This is a genomic window from Salinibacterium sp. VpJ6, from assembly GCF_059767345.1.
In genome coordinates this window covers 882,019-906,121 of sequence record NZ_JBSOQL010000001.1, presented here as the reverse complement: position 1 = coordinate 906,121, position 24,103 = coordinate 882,019, and the positions used below count along the sequence as shown (strand labels likewise).

24 protein-coding genes and 1 tRNA gene are annotated in these 24,103 nt (G+C 61.1%); 14 read left to right on the top strand and 11 right to left on the bottom strand.

Translation table 11 applies throughout. The annotated features are described in order from the left end of the window. Positions 1 to 37: 37 nt before the first annotated feature. The 4 genes from galU (at position 38) to ACWTV1_RS04405 (ending at position 2,804) form a co-directional block, all read left to right on the top strand. Entirely contained in the window at positions 38 to 928 is an 891-nt protein-coding gene (gene galU / locus ACWTV1_RS04420; RefSeq protein WP_498504282.1) for a UTP--glucose-1-phosphate uridylyltransferase GalU, read from the top strand. A gap of 3 nt (positions 929 to 931) precedes the next feature. Then, on the top strand, positions 932 to 1,591 hold the full coding sequence (locus ACWTV1_RS04415; RefSeq protein WP_341619398.1) for a GNAT family N-acetyltransferase: 660 nt from the start codon (positions 932 to 934) through the stop codon (positions 1,589 to 1,591). Between the two features lie 80 nt (positions 1,592 to 1,671). Next, positions 1,672 to 2,610, top strand: coding sequence for a hypothetical protein (locus ACWTV1_RS04410; RefSeq protein ID WP_498504281.1), 939 nt, complete (start codon positions 1,672 to 1,674; stop codon positions 2,608 to 2,610). 118 nt (positions 2,611 to 2,728) lie between these two features. Then, positions 2,729 to 2,804, top strand: a tRNA-Ala gene (locus ACWTV1_RS04405). A 78-nt stretch (positions 2,805 to 2,882) separates the two neighbouring features. Here the strand turns inward: ACWTV1_RS04405 and ACWTV1_RS04400 are convergent. Both ACWTV1_RS04400 and ACWTV1_RS04395 read right to left on the bottom strand, forming a co-directional pair. Next, a complete protein-coding gene (locus ACWTV1_RS04400; protein WP_498504280.1) occupies positions 2,883 to 4,637 on the bottom strand; it encodes an acetyl/propionyl/methylcrotonyl-CoA carboxylase subunit alpha in 1,755 nt (584 codons plus the stop codon). A gap of 78 nt (positions 4,638 to 4,715) precedes the next feature. Next, positions 4,716 to 5,360 carry a Maf family protein gene (locus ACWTV1_RS04395; protein ID WP_498504279.1) on the bottom strand — a complete coding sequence of 215 codons (645 nt, stop codon included), beginning with the start codon at positions 5,358 to 5,360 and terminating at the stop codon, positions 4,716 to 4,718. Between the two features lie 21 nt (positions 5,361 to 5,381). Here ACWTV1_RS04395 and ACWTV1_RS04390 point away from each other — a divergent pair, with 21 nt between their 5' ends. The 4 genes from ACWTV1_RS04390 to ACWTV1_RS04375 all read left to right on the top strand — a co-directional run bounded on the left by ACWTV1_RS04390 (position 5,382) and on the right by ACWTV1_RS04375 (position 9,777). After that, positions 5,382 to 6,614, top strand: coding sequence for a class I SAM-dependent RNA methyltransferase (locus ACWTV1_RS04390; RefSeq protein ID WP_498504278.1), 1,233 nt, complete (start codon positions 5,382 to 5,384; stop codon positions 6,612 to 6,614). Between the two features lie 82 nt (positions 6,615 to 6,696). Next, positions 6,697 to 7,407, top strand: coding sequence for a response regulator transcription factor (locus ACWTV1_RS04385; protein WP_498504277.1), 711 nt, complete (start codon positions 6,697 to 6,699; stop codon positions 7,405 to 7,407). Continuing rightward, complete coding sequence (locus ACWTV1_RS04380; RefSeq protein ID WP_498504276.1) at positions 7,397 to 8,731, top strand: sensor histidine kinase; 1,335 nt, start codon at positions 7,397 to 7,399, stop codon at positions 8,729 to 8,731. Before ACWTV1_RS04385 ends, ACWTV1_RS04380 begins: the two co-directional genes overlap by 11 nt. Continuing rightward, positions 8,728 to 9,777, top strand: a complete 1,050-nt coding sequence (locus tag ACWTV1_RS04375; protein WP_498504275.1) for a DUF8320 family protein — start codon at positions 8,728 to 8,730, stop codon at positions 9,775 to 9,777. The genes ACWTV1_RS04380 and ACWTV1_RS04375 overlap by 4 nt, the downstream gene beginning before the upstream one ends. Before the next feature lie 444 nt (positions 9,778 to 10,221). Here the strand turns inward: ACWTV1_RS04375 and ACWTV1_RS04370 are convergent, their stop codons facing one another. From ACWTV1_RS04370 to ACWTV1_RS04335, 8 genes are all read right to left on the bottom strand, one after another. Continuing rightward, positions 10,222 to 10,458, bottom strand: coding sequence for an acyl-CoA carboxylase epsilon subunit (locus ACWTV1_RS04370; protein WP_100388430.1), 237 nt, complete (start codon positions 10,456 to 10,458; stop codon positions 10,222 to 10,224). Further along, complete coding sequence (locus ACWTV1_RS04365; protein ID WP_100389268.1) at positions 10,455 to 12,026, bottom strand: acyl-CoA carboxylase subunit beta; 1,572 nt, start codon at positions 12,024 to 12,026, stop codon at positions 10,455 to 10,457. Before ACWTV1_RS04365 ends, ACWTV1_RS04370 begins: the two co-directional genes overlap by 4 nt. A 107-nt stretch (positions 12,027 to 12,133) precedes the next feature. Further along, positions 12,134 to 12,982, bottom strand: a complete 849-nt coding sequence (locus tag ACWTV1_RS04360; protein WP_498504274.1) for an EamA family transporter — start codon at positions 12,980 to 12,982, stop codon at positions 12,134 to 12,136. Next, positions 12,979 to 13,794, bottom strand: coding sequence for an energy-coupling factor ABC transporter ATP-binding protein (locus tag ACWTV1_RS04355; RefSeq protein ID WP_498504273.1), 816 nt, complete (start codon positions 13,792 to 13,794; stop codon positions 12,979 to 12,981). Before ACWTV1_RS04355 ends, ACWTV1_RS04360 begins: the two co-directional genes overlap by 4 nt. Before the next feature lies 1 nt (position 13,795). Next, positions 13,796 to 14,647 carry an energy-coupling factor ABC transporter ATP-binding protein gene (locus tag ACWTV1_RS04350; protein ID WP_498504272.1) on the bottom strand — a complete coding sequence of 284 codons (852 nt, stop codon included), beginning with the start codon at positions 14,645 to 14,647 and terminating at the stop codon, positions 13,796 to 13,798. After that, the gene (locus ACWTV1_RS04345; RefSeq protein WP_498504271.1) at positions 14,644 to 15,423 is read right to left on the bottom strand and encodes an energy-coupling factor transporter transmembrane component T family protein; all 780 of its coding nucleotides are present in this window, start codon (positions 15,421 to 15,423) and stop codon (positions 14,644 to 14,646) included. The genes ACWTV1_RS04350 and ACWTV1_RS04345 overlap by 4 nt, the downstream gene beginning before the upstream one ends. 4 nt (positions 15,424 to 15,427) lie before the next feature. Then, positions 15,428 to 16,327: an ECF transporter S component gene (locus ACWTV1_RS04340; protein WP_498504270.1), complete on the bottom strand. Its 900-nt coding sequence runs from the start codon at positions 16,325 to 16,327 to the stop codon at positions 15,428 to 15,430. Positions 16,328 to 16,403: 76 nt separating this feature from the next. After that, positions 16,404 to 17,435: a nucleoside hydrolase gene (locus tag ACWTV1_RS04335; protein WP_498504269.1), complete on the bottom strand. Its 1,032-nt coding sequence runs from the start codon at positions 17,433 to 17,435 to the stop codon at positions 16,404 to 16,406. 333 nt (positions 17,436 to 17,768) lie between these two features. Here ACWTV1_RS04335 and ACWTV1_RS04330 point away from each other — a divergent pair, with 333 nt between their 5' ends. From ACWTV1_RS04330 to ACWTV1_RS04320, 3 genes are all read left to right on the top strand, one after another. Next, on the top strand, positions 17,769 to 18,545 hold the full coding sequence (locus tag ACWTV1_RS04330; protein ID WP_498504268.1) for a biotin--[acetyl-CoA-carboxylase] ligase: 777 nt from the start codon (positions 17,769 to 17,771) through the stop codon (positions 18,543 to 18,545). Positions 18,546 to 18,548: 3 nt separating this feature from the next. Then, positions 18,549 to 19,088, top strand: a complete 540-nt coding sequence (locus ACWTV1_RS04325) for a PH domain-containing protein (protein WP_498504267.1) — start codon at positions 18,549 to 18,551, stop codon at positions 19,086 to 19,088. Positions 19,089 to 19,174: 86 nt separating this feature from the next. Beyond that, positions 19,175 to 20,476 (top strand): UDP-glucose dehydrogenase family protein, encoded by a 1,302-nt coding sequence (locus ACWTV1_RS04320; protein WP_498504266.1) that lies wholly within the window; start codon positions 19,175 to 19,177, stop codon positions 20,474 to 20,476. Here the strand turns inward: ACWTV1_RS04320 and ACWTV1_RS04315 are convergent. Further along, the gene (locus tag ACWTV1_RS04315) at positions 20,375 to 20,992 is read right to left on the bottom strand and encodes a GtrA family protein (protein WP_498504265.1); all 618 of its coding nucleotides are present in this window, start codon (positions 20,990 to 20,992) and stop codon (positions 20,375 to 20,377) included. The genes ACWTV1_RS04320 and ACWTV1_RS04315 overlap by 102 nt on opposite strands. A 103-nt stretch (positions 20,993 to 21,095) precedes the next feature. Here ACWTV1_RS04315 and ACWTV1_RS04310 point away from each other — a divergent pair, with 103 nt between their 5' ends. From ACWTV1_RS04310 to ACWTV1_RS04300, 3 genes are read left to right on the top strand one after another with little or no spacing between them, the layout of a single operon-like run. Continuing rightward, positions 21,096 to 22,214 (top strand): 5-(carboxyamino)imidazole ribonucleotide synthase, encoded by a 1,119-nt coding sequence (locus ACWTV1_RS04310; protein WP_498504264.1) that lies wholly within the window; start codon positions 21,096 to 21,098, stop codon positions 22,212 to 22,214. Positions 22,215 to 22,222: 8 nt separating this feature from the next. Then, entirely contained in the window at positions 22,223 to 22,726 is a 504-nt protein-coding gene (gene purE / locus ACWTV1_RS04305) for a 5-(carboxyamino)imidazole ribonucleotide mutase (protein WP_498504263.1), read from the top strand. After that, positions 22,723 to 24,081, top strand: a complete 1,359-nt coding sequence (locus ACWTV1_RS04300; protein ID WP_498504262.1) for an LCP family protein — start codon at positions 22,723 to 22,725, stop codon at positions 24,079 to 24,081. The genes purE and ACWTV1_RS04300 overlap by 4 nt, the downstream gene beginning before the upstream one ends. The last annotated feature ends 22 nt before the right edge of the window (positions 24,082 to 24,103 follow it).

Here is a 24,103-nt window from a genome sequence, read left to right as displayed (position 1 = left end):
AAGGCATTCTACGAGACTGGCCGACTACCATGTACCCATGGCTACGAAGATTACTAAAGCGGTTATCCCTGCTGCAGGTCTGGGCACTCGATTCTTGCCGGCAACAAAGGCAATGCCGAAAGAAATGTTGCCGGTGGTCGACAAGCCGGCCATCCAATACGTTGTTGAAGAGGCGGTGAACGCTGGCCTTACCGACGTGCTGATGATCACTGGGCGAAACAAGAACGCCCTCGAGAATCACTTCGACCGCATGACGGAGCTCGAGGCCACTCTCGAGCAAAAGGGCGACACGGATCGCCTGCACAAAGTGGAGTACTCTAACGACCTCGCCGACATGCACTACGTGCGCCAGGGCGACCCTCGCGGTCTCGGCCACGCGGTACTGCGCGCCAAGATGCACGTGGGTCAAGAACCCTTCGCTGTACTGCTCGGCGACGACCTCATTGACGAGCGCGACGTTTTGCTGTCGCGCATGCTCGATGAGCAGATTTCGCGCAATGCGACCGTTATCGCCCTCATGGAGGTCGACCCCGCCCAGAGCCACATGTACGGCATCGCCACGGTCGAAGCGACAGACGATGACGACGTCGTGCGCATCACGGGCCTCGTAGAAAAGCCCGCTCAGGGCACTGCTCCTTCTAACCTCGCCATCATCGGCCGTTACGTGTTGCGCCCCGAAATCTTCGAGATTCTTGAGCGCACCGATCCCGGCAAGGGCGGCGAAATCCAGTTGACGGATGCTCTGCTCGAGATGGCCGAAAGCGACATCGCCGGTGGTGTCTACGGTGTCGTCTTCCGCGGCCGCCGTTACGACACGGGTGACCGCCTCGACTACATCAAGGCCATCGTGCAGCTTGCCGTAGAGCGCGACGACTTGGGCCCCGAGCTGCGCCCGTGGCTGCAGCAGTTCAGCGCAACTCTGGACTAGTCAGTGGCGTACGGCATTCCGACGCTCGGCGAAGGAAGCATCACGATTCGCGCGATTCGGGTGCGTGACGCTCGGGCATTGGAACAAGAACTCCGCGATAACCGGGGGTGGCTCCGCAAGTGGGAAGCCACGAGCCCGGTCGGCCCCGCGTCCTTTGACGTGAAGTCGAGCATCCGGGGTTTGCTGCAACAGTCCCGTGCTGGCACCGGGCTGCCCTTCGTTATTGAGTACGACGGCGAGGTTGCGGGCCAACTTAACGTGTCGTCGATCACTTATGGGTCGCTGGCGTCAGCATCCATTGGTTATTGGGTGTCGGAGCGGTTCGCGGGTAAAGGCCTCACGCCCACGGCCGTAGCGCTGGCCACCGACTACTGCTTCTTTCAGCTCGGGCTCCACCGCATGGAGATCTGCATTCGCCCGGAGAACGAGCCGAGCCTGCGCGTGGTCGAGAAGCTCGGCTTTCGGTACGAGCAACTCCGCCGCCGCTACATCCACATCGATGGGGACTGGCGCGACCACTTTTGCTTCGCGCTCACCGTGGAGGAAATTCCGCAGGGCGTTTACCGTCGCTGGCAATCCGGGCAGGCTCCCGAGCAGGATGCCCACATTCCACCCGAGGACCGCCTCAAGGCATCCCAACCGATGAACCTTCCCCGCCGGTAGAAGGCACACTCTCAGCAAGTTTTGAGATCACTGCCGCGTGCCGACGGCCTGTCACGCGCGGATGCTCGTACCGTATAGCCATGGAACTCACCAGCATCGGCGGCGGCGTCATGATCGCGCTCGCCGCGGCGCTGTGGTTGGTGTACCTGGTTCCCAACTGGTTCAAGAATCGCGAATACTTGGCCACCGAGCGCAATGCTGTTCGGCTGCAGCAGACGATCCGCGTGCTGGCGCAGACATCGGAAGTGCCGGATGAGGTTCGCGCCGAAGCAGTGGCGCGTCAGGCCGCCGAACTCGCCAAAGCGCAAGTAAATCAAGGACCCGTTGCCGTTGGTCGCGCCGTGACCCCGCCGACACGAGAAGAAGCGCTCGCACTTTCGGCCCGTCGCCTTCGCCGTACCCGCGCCTTCACCGCCCTCGTCTTGCTCGCAAGCATCGCAGTCGTCACGGTCAACGTCGTCATGATCTTCACCGCTGGAGCAGCTCTTGCCTCCGGAACGTGGTTGATTCTCGCCGCAGCGACCATGGCCGGCATCAGTGCCACCGCAATGCTGTCCCGCCTCGCTGAGCGTTCGCGCGCCCGCCGCGACGAGAGCGCTCCCGCAACGCGTGCCGCAGCACCCCGTCGTCGCGTCGTACTGTCGTCAGACGCTCCCGTCGAAGACGTCACCTCGAAAGTCAGCTGGACGCCCGTGCCGGTGCCCAAGCCGATGTACCTCACTCGCGGTAACGCTCCCGAAGCAGCAGTCGCTGCTGCCCGTCACGCTGGGAAGATCGACAGCGAGCTGCGGGCTGCGGCGGAGTCCGCCGAACAAGCCTTGCGCGCTAACACCGCCGCCATGGCCTCAGCAACGCGAGAAGCAGAGCTTGCGCGCGAAGCTAAGAACACGCCGGCTGCACCTGCCGAAGCACCTGCCGCGGCATCCCCGCCCAGTCGCTTTGCCGGTATGGGCATTGTCGAGGTTGACGGCCGCGCGCCCGACCTCGACGCAGCGCTCGCTCGTCGCCGCGCTAGCTAGCTCGGGCGATCCTGCGGGATCGCGGCTGCGTTGTCGGCACCGCACGGTGTGATCGTGCCGCGTTTCGCACGAGGTTCACTCCTTCGGATGCGCGGTGATATTGTTGGTTCAGCAGTACGGGCCCTTGGCGCAGTTGGTAGCGCGCCTCGTTCGCATCGAGGAGGTCAGGAGTTCAAATCTCCTAGGGTCCACCAACGGCAAAGGCCGCACAGCCCGTCGCGAGACGGAATGTGCGGCCTTTCTTTTGCTGTCAGGGCGTGGAGCTGCGCGCCCTAATCAGCGATGTTCATGAGCAGGTGGCCAGACGAGACCGTCAGGCCGACTGATGCGTTGATCGATGTAACGACGCCATCCTTGTGCGCGACGAGCGGCTGTTCCATCTTCATCGCTTCGAGAACGAGGATGAGGTCGCCCTTGACGACTTTGTCGCCCTCAGCAACCGCAACCTTCACGATCGTCGCCTGCATCGGTGCCTTGACCGAGTCACCGGTGATCGTGTTGACGCTGGATGCTGCCCGACGCTTAGGAGCGGCCGAGAGCGTTGCGCCGGTCGACGTGCTCGGTACGAGCTTGGAGGGCAGATTCACCTCGACGCGCTTGCCGTTGACCTCAACGACCACGTTGTGGCGAGCGACAACGGGAGTTTCATCGGCGAGAGATCCGGTCCAGGGCTCGATGTCGTTCTCGAACTCGGTTTCGATCCAGCGCGTGTACACGCTGAAGGGGTTGCTCGTGAAAGCAGGATCGCGCACGATCTTGCGGTGGAACGGGAGCACCGTGGGAAGGCCAGCAACCTCGAACTCGTCGAGGGCACGGCGTGAACGTTCAAGAGCATCCTCGCGGCTGGAACCGGTAACGATGAGCTTGGCGAGCAGCGAGTCGAAGGCGCCGCTGATCTCGTCGCCCGTCGTGACACCACTGTCGACACGGATGCCGGGGCCACCGGGGACGCGCAGAACGTGCACGGGACCGGGGGAGGGCATGAAGTTCAGGCCGGCGTCTTCACCATTGATGCGGAACTCAAAGGAGTGGCCGCGCGGGGTGGGGTCGTCGTAGTCGAGCACTCCACCTTCGGCGATGCGGAATTGTTCGCGAACGAGGTCGATGCCCGTCACTTCTTCAGAGACCGGGTGCTCGACCTGGAGGCGAGTGTTCACTTCGAGGAACGAAATCGTGCCGTCCTTGGCTACGAGGAACTCACAGGTGCCGGCGCCGAGGTAGCCCACTTCGCGCAAAATGGCCTTGGAGGACTCGTACAGGGCCTTGTTCTGCTCATCGCTAAGGAACGGGGCCGGTGCTTCTTCAACAAGCTTCTGGTGGCGACGCTGCAGCGAGCAGTCGCGGGTGGAAATCACGACAACATTGCCGTGAGCATCCGCGAGGCACTGGGTTTCGACGTGACGAGGTTGGTCGAGGTACTTCTCCACGAAGCACTCGCCGCGACCGAAGGCGGCAACAGCCTCTCGGGTGGCGGAGTCGAACAATTCCGGAATTTCTTCGCGAGTGCGAGCAACCTTGAGGCCGCGACCGCCGCCGCCGAAGGCTGCCTTGATAGCAACGGGGAGACCGTGAAGATCAACGAAGTCAAGAACTTCCTCCGCGCCTGAGACGGGGTTGAGGGTTCCGGGAGCGAGCGGTGCGCCCACCTTCTCGGCGATGTGGCGAGCCGAAACTTTGTCGCCCAGCTTCTCGATGGCTTCGGGAGACGGGCCGATCCAGATGATGCCAGCCTCGATGACGGCACGAGCGAAGTCGGCGTTCTCTGCGAGGAAGCCGTAGCCCGGATGAATAGCGTCAGCGCCGGAGCGGCGGGCGATCGACAGGATCTTGTCGATCACGAGATACGTCTCAGCACTCGTGGAGCCCTCGAGGGCATATGCCTCATCGGCGAGCTTCACGTGCCGAGCATCCCGATCCTGGTCGGCATAAACCGCCACTGAACCGATGCCACTGTCTTTAGCCGCGCGGATAACGCGAACGGCGATCTCTCCGCGGTTGGCGATGAGTACCTTCGTAATACGAGCCATAGTGACCTAGCTTATGGGGATGATGGCCGAAGCCTTGGGCGGAAGCGCACAAAAATCTAAGACAAGCACTGTGAATGCCTACAGAGACGGGCGATCGATGTTCCAGAGATCGGTCCACTCGGAGTCGAACTCGCGCATGAGTTGGCGCACCAACGAGACCGAGAGGCCCACCACAGCGTGCGGGTCGCCTTCGATGCTCTCGATGAACGCAGCGCCGAGGCTATCAATCGTGAAGGAACCGGCGACCTTCAGCGGCTCACCGGTGGCGACATAGGCGTCGATTTCGGCATCCGAAATATTGGCGGCGAAGCTCACGCTGGCACTCGAGACAGCACCGGTGGCGCCACGAACTTTGCCCCCGCGGTGATCGATGAGCCAGTGGCCGGAGTGCAACATGCCCGTGCGACCGCGCTGAGCGTGCCACCGCTGCCGCGCAATCTCTGGTTCATGCGGTTTTCCAAATAATTCGCCATCTAATTCAAAAGCGGAATCGCCGCCGAGGATGAAGCCGTCGATGGGGGCGCCATTCACCAATGCGCCCACAACGGCTTCGGCCTTAGCGCGGGCCAACAAGTCAACAAGGGCGGGGCCATCGAGGGGGCCGGGGGCTGCGGCAGCAACAGCGTCTTCGTCAACGCCAGAGGCTAAAAGTACCGGGTCGACGCCGGCCGCACGCAGCGTTGCGAGGCGCGCGGGAGAGGTCGAAGCAAGATAAAGGCGCACAAAGGCTCCTATGCTCAAGGGATGGGTGAATTGCTTGGCCAGATGATCGAAGTAGACGTTACCAACATTGCGCACGGGGGTGTCAGTGTGGCGCGGCACGACGGCCGTGTTGTGTTCGTCTCTGACGCGATCCCCGGAGAACGGGTGCTCGCGCGCATTACCGACGACAAAAAGAAGTCGTTCTGGCGTGCGGAGACAGTAAAAGTTGTGACGCCGAGTGAACACCGCCAAGAGCACGTCTGGTCGGCCGCGAGCGTTGATCGCGATCCGGACAACCGTGCCGGTGGAGCCGAATTCGGCCACATTGAGCTCAGCCACCAACGCGAACTCAAAACTCAAATCCTCAGCGAGTCTCTCGAGCGCATGGCCAAGGTCACGCTCGCGCCGGTCGTCGAAGCCGTTCCCGGCGACGACGAACGACAGGGACTCGGATGGCGCACCCGCGTCAGCCTGCACGTTGACGAACACGGAAACGTGGGTCCGTTCGCGGCCCGATCGCACCGGGTCATCCCGGTTGCCGACCTGCCGCTCGCCACCCCTGAACTTTCGGCTGGCGCACCGCTCGATCAAAACTTCACTGGTTTTGACCGCGTTGACGTTCTCAACCCCAGCACGGGGGGAGTGCGCCTGATCATCGGTAAGCAAAAGCCTCAGGTCATCACCGAAACGGTAGGGGAGCGTGAGTTCACGCTGCTCGATTCCGGGTTCTGGCAGGTTCACCATGGCGCCGCCCAAGTGCTGACCTCGGCAGTGCAAGACGCTATTGATCCCGAACTGTTTGACCCCGCGGCATCCAACTTGGATCTCTATGGTGGCGTTGGCCTCTTCGCTGCGGCAGTGGGCGACAAGTTTGGCCCCGCGACCAAAATCACCTCGGTCGAAGCCGAGTCGGCCGCTACGGACCACGCCGCGCAGAACCTGTCGGAGTGGCTCGGTGCTCACGCCGAGACCGGTCGTGTCGACCACTGGCTCCGTCAGCACTTGAAAGAAGCGACCGCCACCGAGCGGGCGCGTCTCGATAAGGCCACCATCATTCTCGACCCGCCGCGTTCGGGCGCTGGCCGTGAGGTAGTTGATCTCGTTTCTCGGGCGCACCCGGCCCAGGTCGTTTACGTTGCGTGCGATCCGGTGGCGTTCGCGCGCGATGTCGCCTTCTTCGCTGAGCGCGGGTATGAGCTCTCGAGTGTGCGCGCTTTCGATCTCTTCCCGCACACTCATCACGTCGAAGCTGTGGGAACGTTCACACGAAAGTGAGCACGTGTGTTGGACTAGCCAACATGCATGATCGCGCTCTATCGCGGCTACGATAGGGCACAGAAACTCAGGAGGACGCCACATGGCCCAGACAGAATCATCCGGGACCGAGACGCCCAATGAGAGCGCTCAGCGGAACATCACCGTTGCCGTCGTAGACGATCACGAATCGGTGCGGCTAGGCCTTAAGGCCGCCTTCCTCGATGAGGGTTATGACTTCGTGCTCGCCGCGGCCACCGTCAAAGAACTCGTCGAAGGCCTCAACGGCCGCGAAGTCGATGTTGTTGTTCTCGACCTTTCGCTCGGTGACGGTTCGACCGTCACCGACAACGTGAAGAACGTGCAAGCTACGGGATCTGCCGTGCTCGTCCACAGTATCGCCGACCGCGTTGCTAGCGTACGAGAGGCGCTCGCCGCCGGTGCCGCTGGCGTTATTCCTAAGTCGTCCGCGACGAAGACCGTGCTGGCCGCTGCCGCAACGGTCGCGCGCGGTGAGGTTCTCAACAACCTCGAGTGGGCAACGGCAATCGACGCCGACCGCGACTTCTCCAAGGCTCAGCTGGGCCGACGGGAACGCGAAATCCTGCATCTCTACGCTTCGGGGCTGCCGCTCAAGCTGGCCGCTCAGCAGCTGGGTATCGGCTACTCGACCGCTCGCGAATATCTTGATCGCATCCGCGTGAAGTACGTCGAGGTGGGTCGCCCCGCTCCGACCAAGGTTGACCTGCTGCGTCGCGCCGTTGAAGACGGAATCCTTCCTGGCTTGGATTCTGAAGGCGGCGATGGCCACTAGCCTCACGACAGCGCGACCGGCGCCCACGGCAAAGCAGCCGCGAAATCCGATCAGCCGCAAACAGGTTGAGCGGGTTATTTCGCGCTCTGTCGCGGTAATCGGTCTCGTTTTCGGTGTTCAGACTCTGCCGTGGCTGCTTGGCCAAATTGGTGAGGCGCAGCCGTGGTGGCTGCTGACGTTCGTGCCGGCCCTCTTCGGGCTGCTGATCGTGGTTGTTGTGGCGTCGTTCGCCAACCGTGCTGTCCGCGCCATGCACGGAACCTTCGCGGTCGTTTACTTCATGGCGCTCGTGAGCTGGCCGTTCACGGTTCTTCCTGATGTCGAAGTGTTCAGCGGCATCCACTGGCTGAACTACCTCATTACGGTCGCAACGGCGATGGCCTCCATTGCCTTTAGTCGTTTCATCGCGACGATCTATCTCTTCGTCGCACCGTTGATCTATCTCGTGGTGCGCAGCCTGCCCGTCGGTGGCAATGCGCCATGGCAGCTCGCTGTGCTCGAAGCTTTCTACGCCCTAATTTTGGGTAGCGCCATCATGATCATCGTGACAATGCTGCGCCAAGCAGCAACGAACGTGGATGACGCGCAGGCCACAGCACTGCGTCGTTACGGCAATGCCGTACGCCAGCACGCGACCGAGGTCGAGCGCGTGCAAGTCGACTCGATTGTTCACGACAGTGTGCTGACGACCTTCATCTCGGCTGCGCGCGCGTATTCGCCGGATGCGCAACGCCTTGCTGCCGTCATGGCCGGGAACGCGATCGGTCACTTGCGCGAAGCCGCCGCAACGTCGCCGGATGACATTTCCACCATCCAAGCGACCGACCTAGCCCAGCGGGTTGTCACGTCGGCTGAATTGCTCGCCTCTAACTTCACGTGTGCTGTGCGCAGCGTTGGCGCGCGTTCGCTGCCGGCGGCCGCTGCCGAAGCCGTGCACTCCGCTGCCGTGCAGGCGATGATGAATAGCCTTCAGCACGCGGGAGGCTTCGACGTTCTCCGCAGTGTTGAAGTGCGCGGCCTCGAGGGCAATGGCATTGAAGTGTTGGTTACCGATACCGGTGGAGGGTTCGACCTCGATCATGTGCCACAGGAGCGGCTCGGAGTGCGGGTTTCGATTGTGGAACGCGTCGCGAACGCGGGTGGGCGCACGGCGATCGCTTCCGTGCCCGGCGCCGGAACGCAGATTTGTATTCAGTGGCCGCATAACAACTTGAGCGATGAAATTTCCAGGTTGATTGACCCTGCTGCGACGGATCCTGAACTCGTCGACGGCGACGATGTAGATGCTGCCACCGTTGCGGATAAAACGGAGGGCGAACAGTGAACATCGGAGTTCCCCGCTATCTAATCGTGGGCATGGCCGCGCTCTTCTCGGCGTATCACATCGTCTTAGCGAACTACACGATCGATATCCCGAACCGACCTGGCCCGATCTACATCGCAATGGCGCTGTACGGCATCGCGACCATCGTGAGCTTGCTGCCGTGGGGGCCTGTGCGCATGCCCATCTGGATGGCAACGTTCAACTTCGCTACCGTCGTGGCCATCTCGCTGCTTGTCGCGAACGAACTCGATTTCACTCGCGAAGGGGGAACGGGCTACGCCACGTGGTACGTCGCGGCCAGCGGCACCCTGCTCACGATCACGTCGACGCGGGGGCGTCATACCTTCGCGTGGCTCGGCATCGGATTCCTTGTCGCGCATACGTTCAGTCTGGGCCCGGTGGGGCCGGCAGGGTTGTTCAGCCTCGGAATCGTCGGCAGTGCATCCTGGGTCGCCGTTTCGCACGTGTTGAGCAGTGGCTTGGCAAAGGCATCCAAAGACGCACAGCGCTTTATCCTGGCGGAACAAGAAGCGACCGACTGGCAAGCTGCTCAAGATGCGCACGTTCACGAACGTCAGTTCCGACTCGACCAGACCAGCTCGATGGCGCTCGAGATGCTCGAACGCATTCGTGAAACCGATGGTGACCTCTCGGATGCTGAACGCCGCGAGTGTCTCAACCTCGAAGGCGCCATTCGCGATGAGATTCGCGGACGCAAGCTCCTCAACGACGCGGTCCGTGATCAGGTCATGATCGCGCGACGCCGCGGCGCAACCGTCACTCTTCTCGATGAAGGCGGTATCGATGACCTCTCTGACGAGGACCTCGACCGAGTGCTTAACCGCCTTGCTCAGGCGATCCAGTCGACCAGCGCAGACAAGGTGATCGCTCGGACGGTGCCTGAGGGCTCGGATGTCGCGATCACCGTCGTAGGCTTGCATAGCGCGGGCGACGGCGAATCGAGCGCGCTCGGCCAAGACTCACTTGAAGAGGATGTCGTTGATATCTGGCTTGAGATCCCTCGAGTCGATGCCGTCAGCGACTAAAGCAGCTCACCGGCTCTGTACGCGCCTGTAGCGGGCGCGGGTTCCTTGGGGGACAGGAAAGCGCGTTACGCAGCGTAGGGCGTGTTAACGGCGGAAGGGCCGGAGTGGCTATAAGAAGCACTTCTCCGACCCTTCGCTAGAACCCGGATCAGGAGGATAACCCGAATATCGTCCTGATCCGCCCCCAAAGAATTGGCCCGCTTACCCTAGTCGGCCAACCTTTGGCGGTGTAACTCCTATGGAGATCCACCTAGCACTTAATATTCTGCACTACGCAAACAACTAACAAAGTCGGTTCTTTGGGGGACTCTCGGGGGACAATTTTTGCCGTGAACCGTAGAGTTCCGTGGGTTTTTGCGGTTTTCGACGAATTCCGTCGCTCGTAATTGGGGTACGACTACGAAACCACAGGTTTTACGCGATGCACGGGGCAAAAGTTCCGTTCTAGCGTCGAGCGCTCGCGTTCCATGCCCCGGGGCCCGGGGTGAGGGGTTCACGAATTGGGCGCTGACTGCGAGCCCATGCCGAGACCGGAGCCACTTCATCCGCACCAGCAAGCTCTGCCGATTCCAGTAGAGCGGCGCGCACGACAGCCGTAACGGCCGCCGTTTCTTCAGGCGTGACGTTGCGCGAGACGATCCGAATGTCGGCCGGCTCCTCGGAAGCATGTTTGCCGGTCACAGCGGAATGTTTCCGTGCTTCTTGGGCGGCATGCTCGCGCGCTTCGTGCGCAGTGCGCGCAGGGCCTTGACGACCTGCACGCGAGTGGCAGCGGGTTCGATAACGCCGTCGAGCTCGCCACGCTCCGCGGCGAGGAACGGGCTGGCAACGTTGTAGGTGTACTCGTTGGCGAGTCGCGTGCGCACGGCAGCGACATCCTCACCAGCGGCCTCGGCGGCTTTGATCTCACCGCGGTACAGGATGTTGACGGCGCCTTGGCCACCCATGACGGCGATCTCCGCGGTCGGCCACGCGTAGTTGAGGTCAGCACCCAGCTGCTTGGATCCCATGACGATGTAAGCCCCGCCGTAGGCCTTGCGCGTGATGACAGTCACCAGCGGCACGGTCGCTTCAGCGTAGGCGTAGAGCAACTTGGCGCCACGGCGAATAACGCCGGTCCACTCCTGGTCGGTTCCGGGCAGGTAGCCGGGAACGTCGACGAGAGTGAGGATGGGGATGCTGAACGAATCGCAGAAACGAACGAAGCGGGCAGCCTTCTCGCCGGCCTCGATGTTGAGGGTTCCGGCCATGGCCTGAGGCTGGTTGGCGATGATGCCCACCGAGCGACCTTCAACGCGGCCGAAGCCGACCACGATGTTGGGGGCGAAGAGAGGCTGAGTTTCAAGGAAGTCGCCGTTGTCGACGATGTGCTCGATGATCGTCTTCACGTCATAGGGCTGGTTGGGGCTGTCGGGAATGATCGTGTTGAGCTTGCGATCCTCATCCGTGATTTCCAACTCAACTTCACTCTCGTAGATGGGGGCATCCGAGAGGTTGTTGTCGGGCAAGAAGCCGACGAGGGTGCGGGCGTAGTCGAGAGCATCCTCTTCGTCGCTCGCGAGGTAGTGGGCAACGCCCGACACCTTGTTGTGAGTGAGAGCGCCACCGAGCTCTTCCATGCCGACGTCTTCACCGGTAACGGTCTTGATGACGTCGGGGCCGGTCACGAACATCTGGCTGGTCTTGTCGACCATGATCACGAAGTCGGTGAGCGCGGGGGAGTAGACGGCGCCACCGGCAGCCGGGCCCATGATGATGGAAATCTGGGGGATAACGCCCGACGCTTGAGTGTTGCGACGGAAGATCTCGCCGTACTTGCCGAGAGCAACAACGCCCTCCTGAATGCGGGCTCCACCGGAGTCGAGCATTCCGATGATCGGAACGCCCGTCTTCATGGCGTGATCCATGACCTTGATGATCTTCTCGCCGGCGACCTCACCGAGCGAACCACCGAAGATGGTGAAGTCCTGCGCGTAGACAGCAACCTGGCGACCGTGGATGGTGCCGACACCGGTAACAACAGCGTCACCGTAAGGGCGCTTCTTTTCCATGCCGAAGGCGTGGGTGCGGTGGCGAACGAACTCGTCGAGCTCCACGAACGAGCCGTGGTCGAGCAACTGCTCGATGCGCTCGCGGGCGGTCATCTTGCCCTTGGCGTGCTGCTTTTCAATGGCCGCGTCACCGCTGGCGGTCACGGCTTCGTGATAGCGGTTCTTGAGATCGGCGATCCGGCCGGCGGTCGTGAACATGTCTGGAGTCGAGTTGTCTTCGGTCACTGTGTCACTTTACCCACCCATCCCGTGCTTGTGTGGTTGGCGGAACCCACAAGTTTCACGGCCGATTCATTGAGGAATCCCTAGGACGTCGCCGCAATCGTTGCGACACCAGCTAAGACGAGCACAACTCCAATGATTTGAACCCGCATGAGTTTCTCCTTATGGATGCGCCAGCCCAGTAGCGCCGTGATCACGGGATAGAGCGAAGCGAGCACCGCGACCACCGAGAGCGCGCCGCTCAGGCTCGCGAAGGCAAAGCTGATGTTGGCGGCGAACCCAAGCAATCCGATCGCTGCAATGCCCACCAGCGAGAGTCCGCGCGCTTTCGGAACTTGACGAAAGAGCAGCAGACCGATGCTGTAAAGAACAAGAACAGTGACAGCATCGGTCAGAAGTGTCGTCGTGACGCTCGTCGCGCTCCCTAGTGCGATGGAGAGGTTTGCCACGCCAAACGAGATCGCGGCGACGCCGCCGAGAATGACAGCCTTGCTGCCGCCCGCCGAGGGCACGCGGCGATTGATCTCGGGGCCGCTGGCAAGAACAGTTCCGACCACCGCTGCGCCGAGCCCGAGCCCGAGAATGAGCGTGAACTGGTCGCCCATCGCGATGCCAACTGCGACAGGAACAAGCACACTCAGCGACGTGATCGGGGCGATTACGCCCATCGTGCCTATAGCCAGCGCTTTGAATAGCGAGGACACCGCAATGGCAGCGGAAACTCCGGCAATAAGCCCCCACATGATCGACGGCGTGGCGTTGAAATCGAACGGTTCCACGATCGCCTGTGGTGTGAGGGCGATGATCGCAACTATTTGCGAGAGAAACAGAACTGTAAGCATCGGAATTTTGCGAGATAGCGTGCCTCCGAGGAAGTCAGATAGACCAAAAAACACGCTGGCGAGTAGGGCAAGACCGACGAGTCCGGTCATGAGTTAGTGCTCCGCTCTGTTGCAAGTGCAGCGATAAAATCTTCAACCCGAAGTGGCGTACGTTGCCAGCCGAGCGCTCGAGCCAGCCGCATAAGTTGCGGTGGTTCAACGGCAGCGTGCGCGAGAGCTGCGTCCTGAACGAAGACTTCTTCAGGAGTCCCGTCTGCCTGAATCTCGCCCTGCGCCATCACGACGACTCGTTCGAAGTTCTCCGCACAGAAATCCATATCGTGGGTGATGGCGATAACAGTGCGGCCTTCGAGCGCCAGCGATTGCGTGATGTCCGCAATCATTCGAACCCCGAGCTCGTCTTGCCCCGTCGTCGGTTCATCGAGAACCACGATGGGGGTCTCCATCGCGAGCACCGCGGCGATGGCAACTCGCTTGCGTTCTGACAGTGAAAGGTGGTGCGGATGAATGTCGATGTGGTCGCTGAGACCCGTCAATTCAAGCGAGGCCAGAACTCGCCGCTCCTGCTCGGCTTCGTTGCACCCCAAGTTTTTGGGGCCAAAAGCGACGTCCTCCCGCACCGTACGTGCGAATAGTTGTTCATCAGGGTTCTGAAAGACGTATCCCACACGCTCCGAGAGATCTGCGATCTGCCGGCCGGCGGTTGTCCAATCACCCACATGCACTTCGCCGTGGGAGGGGCGAAATATTCCGTTAAGGTGCCGAACGAGCGTCGTCTTGCCTGCTCCGTTTTGCCCCACGATTGCCAGGCGTTGACCTGACGGGACCGTGAGGCTAATGCCACGAATCGCTTCAACCCCTGAAGGGTACGAGTAGCGGACTTGGTCGAATGTGATGTCCATGTCAGAGGCCCGTTGTCTCGTGAGTGAAGTAGTCGATGGAGTCGCTCAGAGAGACTGGGAGTGCGGATCGGGGGGCGGTGAGCCCGGTGTCGCGCGCAGCTCTCGCAGCACGCGTATAGCGAGTGCTGCCCACCGCCCACGATTCCAAACGGTCGTCGGTGAGGACGGCCCGCGGAGAGTCTTCATGGATGATGCGTCCTCCCGAAAGCACGGCCAGTCGATCCGAGTGCTCCCTTAGAAGCTCAACCTTGTGCTCGAAGATCAACACGCTCGTTCCCGCGTCGGTGAGGTCGCTAATGACGTCGAACACCATTCGGCTGCCACCGGGGTCGAGCTGAGACGTCGGTTCATCCATGATGAGAACGGGGGTACCCATGACAATCACACTCGCGATGGCGACAAGCTGCATTTGACCGCCCGAAAGTGCATACGGAGAGCGGTCGAGGAGATGCTCAATGTGCAGGAGCCCTGCGACGTCGGTCACTCGGCTAATCATCTCTTCTCGTGCGACACCGGTATTTTCGAGACCGAAAGCTATTTCTTCTCGCACGCTAAACTTCGCCCCCGAGATCTGGTTGAACGGGTTCTGAATTACGAGACCTACTTGAGCGACTGCCTCGTCTAAGGGGAGCGATGAGATCGGCACGTTGTCGACGGTGACCGAACCGTCGAGGGTGCCGCCTTCGACGTTCGGGATGAAGCCGGCAATGATCTTTGCCAATGTTGTCTTACCAACACCGGACGCCCCAATTACTCCCACGACTTCACCTCGGGCGACAGTGAGGTCGATTCCGTCGAGAACATAGTGATCTGTATCGGGATAGGCGTAGGCGACGTCGCGAAGATCGATCATCTGAACACCCCCAGGAGTGAGAGAGCGACACAAGTGACGGCCGTGGTGATGAGTATCCACCGAGCTACCCTCTGCCCGACCGGGTCAGGCACCACGATGAGGCTGGTGTGAATTGCCGGGGAGCTAAACCCTCGAGCTTCCATGGCTGTTGAGCGCTCCTCGACGTCCGTGAACATGCCTAACACGAGCGGCGATACGAGCGGGAGAATCGCGGTCGCTCGGCGAAGCGGGTTACCTTTCAGCCGAAGACCGCGTGCTTGCTGAGCAAGGAGAATGCTGTGAGCCCGCGTTTGAAATGCAGGGATGATTTGCAGCGTTGAGCTGATCACGTAACTCATTTTGGGTGACATTCCTTTATGCGTAAGGCTCGTCATAAGAAGCGCAGGGTTTGTAGTGAGAAGCAGCACGAGCGAGCACAGGACGAGCGCTGCAATACGTGAACCGATTCCCAGAGCAAACATCAAACCTTCGACGGTGACCCGTGCAGGCCCAATTTCGGCAAGCACCGTTGTGCCTTCGGGAAAGAACAATCCCTGGAGCAGGACGAGAACCACCAGGATCGGCAAAAGAAGCTTCAGGGACAGGTTGAGTAGCCTGCCGCCCGTGCCAGAGACAAGGGCAGCAGGCACGACGACGAACACGACGATTCCGAGTGCAACCCACCAGATTTGCACCGCAAACACAATAATGATGATGCTCAGCATCGCCACGAGCTTCGTCACGGGATTGAGTCGATGGATAACGGATTCGCGATCCTCGTACAGCGTCGTCGTCATGAGGTCAGCCCTTCGGGTTAGCGCGGGTGTTGGGCGAAGCGGGGTCGTCAGCAGGAGCCGTGATTCCTGACGGAGCACCGGTATGAGTCACACGCACGGGAGCCGCCAGATCGGATTGCTTACCGAAAACGTTGTACTGACGCACGAACGGGAACCGCGTGCGGAATCTGCTGGGGAGCGCGAACAAAATGATCACAACGATCGTGAACGTAATTACCTTGTCGAGTGGATCGGACAACAACCCTTGGAAAGTTGTAGAGGCCAGCAGCGAGTTTCCGACTGCCCTGAACGCTGCAACGATGGCACCATTTCCTCCGCCTGTTGCTCCACCGAAGATGAAGGCGGCGATTGGAGATGAAACCAACGCGGCCACAATTCCGGTGACGAGCCCAGCGATCGGAGCCAAATAAAAGCGACGGAACATGCCGAGCCGGCCGGCATAACCGGCGAGCACGCCGATGACGACCGCGGTGACGGCGAAAGGGAGAGCAATCGGGCTAATTGTCATTCCCCAGATTACGTTCGTCAGAGCGCCGGTGAGCGCTCCGGCTGCCGGGCCTGCGAGAACGCCGACAAGAATCGTGCCGATCGAGTCTAGATAAACCGGCAGGCCGATGGACGCGGAAATCTGGCCAACAACGATGTTGACCGCGATCGCGACCGGAACGAGAGCGATTGTTGTAGTGGGCAGCCGGTGAACGGTTCCCACAGCGATGAGGACAGAACCCAGCAAGTACCCGATGATGGCGATTAGCGAGGCTTGCCCGAAGTCGCCCTCTGCAAACTCTGTGGGCTGGCCGAGCACCAGGTATAGATACGTCGCGATGATGACGATGGCGCCGATCGCTACAAAAACTCGGTTGCGTACTTTATTTGCTTCTATAGGTGTGTGTGGCGTTGACATGAAATACCTCCTTGTATTGCATTTCTTACGGGGAACAGTCGAACACTTGGCAAGCTGGAATGGGCCTCCTCGAGGGCTAAAGGTTGAGAGTGCGTGCAAGCGAACTCACACGCTCAATGAGATGGTCAAAAAATGCTTCAGGGTCGGTCGCGACAACGACCGCGGCATTCGGTTCGCGGCCCCACATGCCGCGCCAATCTGCGACGGTCTGACCGCGCGTGAGACTGCCCGCAAGTTCGACGTCGACTGTTGCAAACCGCACCTCCCCGAGGTCTGGATGCAAGGCAATCGCAGCGGCGAAGGGGTCGTGCATATGTGCGAGAAATCCCTGATCGTGCGCTTTGTGGAATTCCATGTAGAAACGAACCGCATCGGAGAGGTGCCGGATGAGTGGATTCGATGCCGTAGAACGTGTGCCTTCGGCGTCACTCTCAGCGATGATTTCAGCGGGGCTGCTGAGCGATGCTGCTGCTAAACGCTCAATGTGACGCGGCTTCATTTCGATGAATTCGGTCACATCGAGGGCACACACGAGTGGTCGCCTTTCTGCGGGTAGCCCTGAAAACGCGTCGAACACGATCTTCGCTGACTCGGGGTCAACCGCAATATTCCATTCGGTAGTCGGCAGCGTGTTGCCCGCATGGTTGAAAGCTCCGCCCATGATTACGAGTCGTTTGAGTAAGCGAGGGAGCTCGGGTTCAATGCGGAGGGCAAGCGCCAAGTTGGTGAGTGGCCCGGTGACCAAGCCAATAACCTCGCCTGGTCTCGCCCGAGCGTTGTCGATCCAGACCTGAGTGGCGTGGCGCTCGCTGATTGACCGGGCTGGGGTGTCGAGTTCGGCGTGACCGATTCCTTGAAGCCCGTGCGTTTCCTCCGTAGTCATTAGCGGAGCCAAGATCGGCACTTCAGAACCCAGAGCAACTTCAATATCGGGGGCCCCGCATAGCTCTAGCCACGCAAGATTATTTATCGCCACCTGACCTGCAGGGACGTTTCCTGAGGTGCAAGTGATGCCCAGAATTTCTGCTTCTGGACTCGCCAGCAAATAGAGAAGCGCGAGGGAATCATCGATTCCGGTGTCAACGTCGAATATGAGCGGTTGTGTCACGGGTGGTACCTTCCACGGTTGGTTCGATGAACCAGTGAAAGGGGAGCAGGAAGAGCCGCGGCAGAGACGGGCCAGCTCAGCTTTCACCGGAACGGTGGCGCGAATGCGCGAGTGCTGGGGCTGGGGCGGTCGTGGCCAACATGGCGAAGACGGAACCGAAAAGCTCGGTGTTCGCGTGGCCTCGACCTATCCAGTCAATTGTGCTCCAGTCAACAGTGACTTCAACCAAAGCCGCGTCGGCTTGGCGTGCGCTCACCATAGCGACAAAACATTCCGAAGCGCAAGCATCTGCCGGGACCACCACTTCCAGCATTTTGGCTCTACGCTGAAGCGATGCACCTGCCCCTTAGTACTGCCGTTGTGCCCCTGCTTGAATTCCTCGACGAAGTCGGCTCGACGAACCACGAGTTGCTGGCGCAGGCGGCGCGGGGTGAGGCCCACCATTTGTCTGCGCTCGTCACCGCTAATCAAACCGCCGGCCGCGGGCGGCTGGGTCGTGAGTGGGTTGCCCCTCCCGGCAAAACTTTCGCGGTATCGGTGCTGGTTGCGCCGGCCAACGCCTCAATCGAAGCTCTGTCGTGGATGCCGCTGATTGGTGGCTTAGCGATGGCCCGCGCCGTGCGAACTCTCGTGAACGATCGCGCGGTCACCCTCAAGTGGCCCAATGATGTTCAGATCGAGGGCTTGAAAGTGTCGGGGCTGCTTTCAGAACTCGTCGCGGGCGGCACCGGGGTGATCGTGGGGGCAGGGTTGAACCTCACGATTGAGCGTGACGAACTGCCGACATCCGTATCGACCTCGTTGTTGCTGGAGGGAGCTCAGCCCGACTTCGATGATGCCTTGAGCCGCTACCTGAAAGAACTGCTCGCTCTTGTAGAACAATTCGTGGCCGGCGGCCTCGACCCGGTGCGCAGCGGTATCGCCGCCGCGGTGCGCGCCGAGTGCGGAACCATTGGTCGCCGCGTGAGGGTTGAGCTGCCCGGCGGCGATCGAATTTTTGGCACGGCCGAGACTGTTGACGATAAGGGCCAACTCGTCGTCAAGGACGAGGCGAACGGTCAGTTGCAGCACGTCGCGGCAGGCGACGTCACTCACCTGCGGTATGAATGATCTATGCCCCATGAGATGAGCGTTCAGCGCGAAGCAATTGTTGCTCGCGTGCGCCCCCACGCCCGGGCACTGATTTTTCCCGGAATCGTATTTATTGCGACAGCCGGTGCCCTTGGCTACTTCTTCGGCAGTTTTGCCGAGAGCTGGCAGAACCTCGCCCTGCTCACCGCGGGACTGTTGCTTATCGTCGTCGCCTGGTTCTTGCCCTTCTTTGCCTGGTTAGCGCGAAACTACACGATCACCACGCGCCGTGTGGTGCTCTCTAGCGGAGTCTTCGTGCGCGTGCGTCAAGAACTCCTGCATAGCCGCGGCTACGACGTCACGGTTCGCCAGTCGTGGGTGCAGCGGATGTTCGGCAGCGGTGATCTTCTGATCAATGCGGGCCACGATCACCCGGTTGTGCTGCACGACATCCCCTCGGTGGCACTCACTCAAGCAGCATTGCACGACCTCATGGAGAACAACCAGAACGTGGTTTCGATGCGTCGCCAACGCGATGAATCGCATGCGTCTGACGAGACCACCGTGTGGGGAACCCGCTAAACGTCTATAAGTCACTGCGGGGTCGCATCGGGCATTCGCATCGGCACGCTACTTTTTGTCAACCCTCATCAGATAGGGTGCGCAGCGTGAAGATTTCAGTTATCGGTTGCGGCTACCTGGGCGCCGTCCACGCCTCGTCTCTCGCAAAGCTCGGTCACGACGTTGTCGGCATCGACATCGACCAACAAAAAATTGACCTTTTGGCGTCCGCTCGGGCGCCGTTCTACGAGCCGGGACTGCCCGAATTGCTCGCTGAAACATTGGCGACCGGCACGCTCGCTTTCACCACAGACCTCAGTCGCGCTCAGGGCGCCACGGTGCACTTCATCGCGGTCGGTACCCCGCAGCAAGAGGAATCCAACGCTGCCGATCTCCGTTTCGTTGAGGCCGCCTTCGAGGCGATCGTGCCTCACTTGGCGCCCGGTGATGTGGTTGTCGGAAAGTCCACGGTGCCCGTCGGGACCGCAGAACGCTTGGCCGCTCCCATCGAGGCAGTAGGAGCCCACCTCGCGTGGAACCCTGAGTTCTTACGCGAAGGCTACGCGGTGAAAGACACCATCAGCCCCGACCGCCTCGTCTATGGAGTGCGTGCGGGTGATGAGCATTCTGTCGCTGTGCTCGACGAGGTCTACGCCTCGGTTTTTGCACAAGACATCCCGCGAGTCATTACCGATTTCGCTACTTCGGAACTGGTCAAAGTCGCCGCCAACGCCTTTTTGGCCACCAAGATTTCATTCATCAACGCCATGGCCGAAGTTGCTGAAGTGACCGGTGCCGACGTCACTCAACTGGCGGATGCCATTGGTTACGATCAGCGAATCGGCCGCCGTTTCTTGAACGCCGGCCTTGGTTTCGGTGGCGGATGCCTACCCAAGGACATCCGTGGTTTCATGGCACGCGCTTCGGAATTGGGCGCGGGCGACGCGCTCAACTTCTTGGGCGAGGTCGACGCGATCAATCTCCGGCGTCGCGAGCGCATGGTCGATCTGTGTCGCGAGGTTGTGGGTGGCACTATCGAGGGGGCTCGGGTTGCCGTCTTGGGACTCGCATTCAAACCTGATTCCGACGACGTTCGGGACTCACCCGCACTGGATGTTGCGGCGCGCTTGGCAGAACTCGGAGCCCTTGTGCGGGCGACGGATCCTCAAGCGATCGAGACTTCGCGCCGTCTACGTCCCGGCCTGAATTACGTCGAGACCGTTGCCGAAGCAGCGAAAGACGCCGACGTAGTTCTCGTGCTCACCGAATGGCGCGAATACCGCGCTATCGACCCGGCCGAGCTGGAGTCAATCGTTTCGGTGCGCGCGATCCTCGATGGGCGAAACTGCCTGGACCCGGTGCAATGGCGTGAGGCCGGCTGGACGTACCGCGCGCTCGGTCGTCCCTAGCGCGGCTTCGGCTGCGGCATCCACTGCTCCCTGGGCGGCGTGACTCGCGGCCCGTGCTGACTGCGCTGCGGCCTTTTCGGCAGCCAGAACGCTACGACTGGGGCTAAAGACCCACCAGCGGTAGAGGGCAAAGCGAAAGATCGCGCCGAGCCCGAGGCCAACGACGTTGGTCGCGATGTTGTCGGCGAGCAGCGAAGTGAAGCCAAGAACGTAGTGGGAGACCCACAAGCACAGGAGGCCGATGCCCATTCCGGCGACGCTGACGATCGCAAACTCGACGCCCTCGCGCGTGGCACCGGTGCGACCGGTGGTAGCGAAAGTCCAGCGACGATTGCCGATCCAGTTGGCGCCGATCGCAAGCGTGGTTGAGATCACCTTGGCGATGACCGGTCCTTCGTGAAGCACATCAGGTGAGAGAATTGTGAGCCGCAACAGGTTGAATACTGCGACGTCGATCACAAGCCCACCGAGCCCTACTACGCCGAAACGTAGAAACTGGCCGAGCAGCTTTCGCATGTGATCTCTCCAGTAGACAAGAATGGGGCAGGGCGGTTGGAAGTCTAGCCCGCGAACCTAAGCCCGAAACTGGGCATCATCTCAGATAGTGCAGGAGTGACGGATGCGACCGATCATCGGGGTAATTGGCGGAGGCCAGCTGGCCAGAATGATGATCCCGCGCGCAATCGAGCTCGGTTTCGAGCTGCGAGTGCTCGCCGAGACCGAGGGAATGTCTGCCTCCTTGGCGGCAACCGCGGTCGGCGATTACATGGATGTTGCCACCGTTCTCGGGTTCGCTCGCGACGTTGATGTCATCACTTTCGACCACGAGCACGTGCCTCAGCACGTGCTGGCGGCTCTCGTGAAGGCCGGCGTTTCGGTGCATCCGGGTCCTGCTCCGCTCGCGGTTGCTCAAGACAAGATTCTGATGCGCCAGGAGCTCACGCGGCTCGGCTTGCCCGTTCCGGTCTGGGCGAGCGTCTCGACCGCTGCCGAGCTTGATGCGTTCATTGCCGATAACGGCGGCCGCGTGATCGTCAAGACACCGCGGGGCGGCTATGACGGTAAGGGCGTTCGCATCGTTACCGCGGCATCCGATGTCGCGGACTGGTTTGAGGCCGGCGACCCCTTGCTCGCCGAAGAACTCGTCTCCTTTACGCGCGAACTCGCACAACTGGCCGCGCGGCGCCCAAGCGGCGAAATTGCGCTCTGGCCGCTCGTCGAGTCGATTCAACAAGACGGTGTGTGTGCCGAAGTCATTGCCCCGGCCCCCAGCCTGCCGGCACCGCTCGCTCAAGCTGCAGCGGATATCGCGAGCACCGTCGCAGAGAAGCTCGGTGTTACGGGCGTGCTAGCCGTCGAACTGTTCGAAACGACCGACGGCACCCTGCTCATCAACGAACTGGCCATGCGCCCGCACAACAGCGGACACTGGACGATGGATGGCGCGGTCACGAGCCAGTTCGAACAACACCTGCGTGCCGTACTCGACTTGCCCCTCGGCGCCACCGCCGCGCGCTCGCCGTGGACGGTCATGATCAACGTTCTTGGCGGCCCGGCCTCGGGCACGATCGCCGAGCGTTACCCCCTCGCGCTCGCTAACCAGCCGGCAGCAAAGTTCCACGAGTACGGTAAAGCTCCGCGCCCCGGCCGCAAGGTAGGGCACGTGAATGTCAGCGGTGATGACCTCGACGACGTGATGTACCGGGCGCGTGCCGCAGCAGCAATTCTGAAGGATTGAGACCTAGCATGGGTTCCGTGACTCAACCGCAAGTAGCTGTCGTAATGGGATCAGACTCCGACTGGAAGGTCATGGTCGACGCTTCGGCGGCGCTCAAAGACTTCGGGATCGAGCACGAGGTCAGCGTGGTTTCTGCGCACCGCAGTGCCGAGAAAATGATCGCGTTCGGCAAGGAAGCAGCTAGCCGCGGCATCCGCGTCATCATTGCTGGTGCCGGTGGCGCCGCTCACTTGCCGGGCATGCTCGCCTCGGTCACCACTCTTCCTGTCATCGGCGTGCCGGTTCCGCTCGCGCGTCTTGATGGCATGGATTCCCTGCTGTCGATCGTGCAGATGCCCGCCGGCATCCCGGTTGCTACCGTTTCTATCGGGGGAGCACGCAACGCGGGAATTCTCGCTGCTCGCATCCTCGGTTCGGGCGATCCCGAGCTCACCCAGAGGCTTGCCGTCTATGCGGCAAGCCTCGAAGCGATGGTGGATGACAAAAACGCCGCTCTGAACGCGAGCCTGTGAGCGCAACAAGTTCCCTTCGTCAGCCCGCGGATCGCTCAGCGGCGACCATGACGAAGCGCGCGTGGTGGTTGCTCGGGCTCAACATTCTGATTCCTGGGTCTGCTCAGCTGCTTGCGGGCAATCGCAAGCTGGGCCGCTTCGGCGTCGTCGCGAGCTTCATCTTCGTGGTTCTCGTAGTGATTGCCCTAGTGCTCTCCGTTGCAGCGCCAGCGGTACTGCTGACGATCGGCAGCAGCACGATCGGTTTGTGGGCAATCGCCCTGGGGCTGGCGTTTTACGCCGTGCTCTGGATCGTGCTCACTGTCAACGCCTGGAGCATCTCCGGGCTTGGCCGTGCCACCCCCAGCGGGCGGGCAGTGATTGCCGCCTTCAGCGCCATCGTGCTCGTTGTCGTAGCCGGTACCGCGGGCTACGGCGCGTATGTCGCGACGACCGCCAACTCCTTCTTGAGCGACGTCTTCATCGCGGCGCCCACGAAGGAGCCCATCGATGGGCGCTACAACATTCTCTTGCTCGGAGGCGATGCTGGCGCGGATCGCGACGGACTGCGACCCGACAGCATCACGCTGGCCAGTATCGATGCCGAAACCGGCGAGGCCGTTCTGATCGGCCTTCCCCGCAACATGGAACTCACGCCCTTCGTGGCCGGTTCCCCGCTCGCCGATAAGTATCCCGATGGTTACGGCGCGTACGGCTGCGATGTAGACGTATGCCTGCTCAACTCCATCTACACCGAGGTTGAGCTCAACACCCCCGAGCTGTACCCGGATGCTGTAGCGAACGGCAGCACTCCCGGCATCGAGGCCATGCGTGACGCCGTTGAAGGCATCACCGGGCTCGGCATCCAGTACTACGCCCTCATCGATATGCAGGGCTTTAGCGATTTGATCGACTCGCTCGGCGGCGTCACTATTAACGTCGAAGAGGCAGTACCGATCCACGCGGATGCCGAATTCACGATCGTTGCCGAGTGGATCCCCGCTGGAGTGCAGGTCATGGATGGTTACCACGCGCTCTGGTACGCCCGCTCGCGGCACGACACCACCGACTACGACCGCATGGAGCGCCAGCGCGAACTGCAGCAGGCTGTCGTGGAACAGTTCACTCCGGCGAACGTGCTCACGAAGTTCCAAGCGATCGCGTCAGCGAGTTCCAAGGTCGTCACTACCGACGTGCCTCAGGGCAGCTTGGGCTACTTCGTGAATCTCGCATCCAAAACGCGAACGATGCCGATCGGATCGCTCGAACTCGTGCCCGCCAACGATATCGATCCCGAGTTCCCCGACTTCGAGTACATCCGCGAGCTTGTCGCTGGCGTCACGGTATCCAGCGTCGCGGACGACAGTAGCGAATAGCTGTTTAGCGCTGTTTCGATTG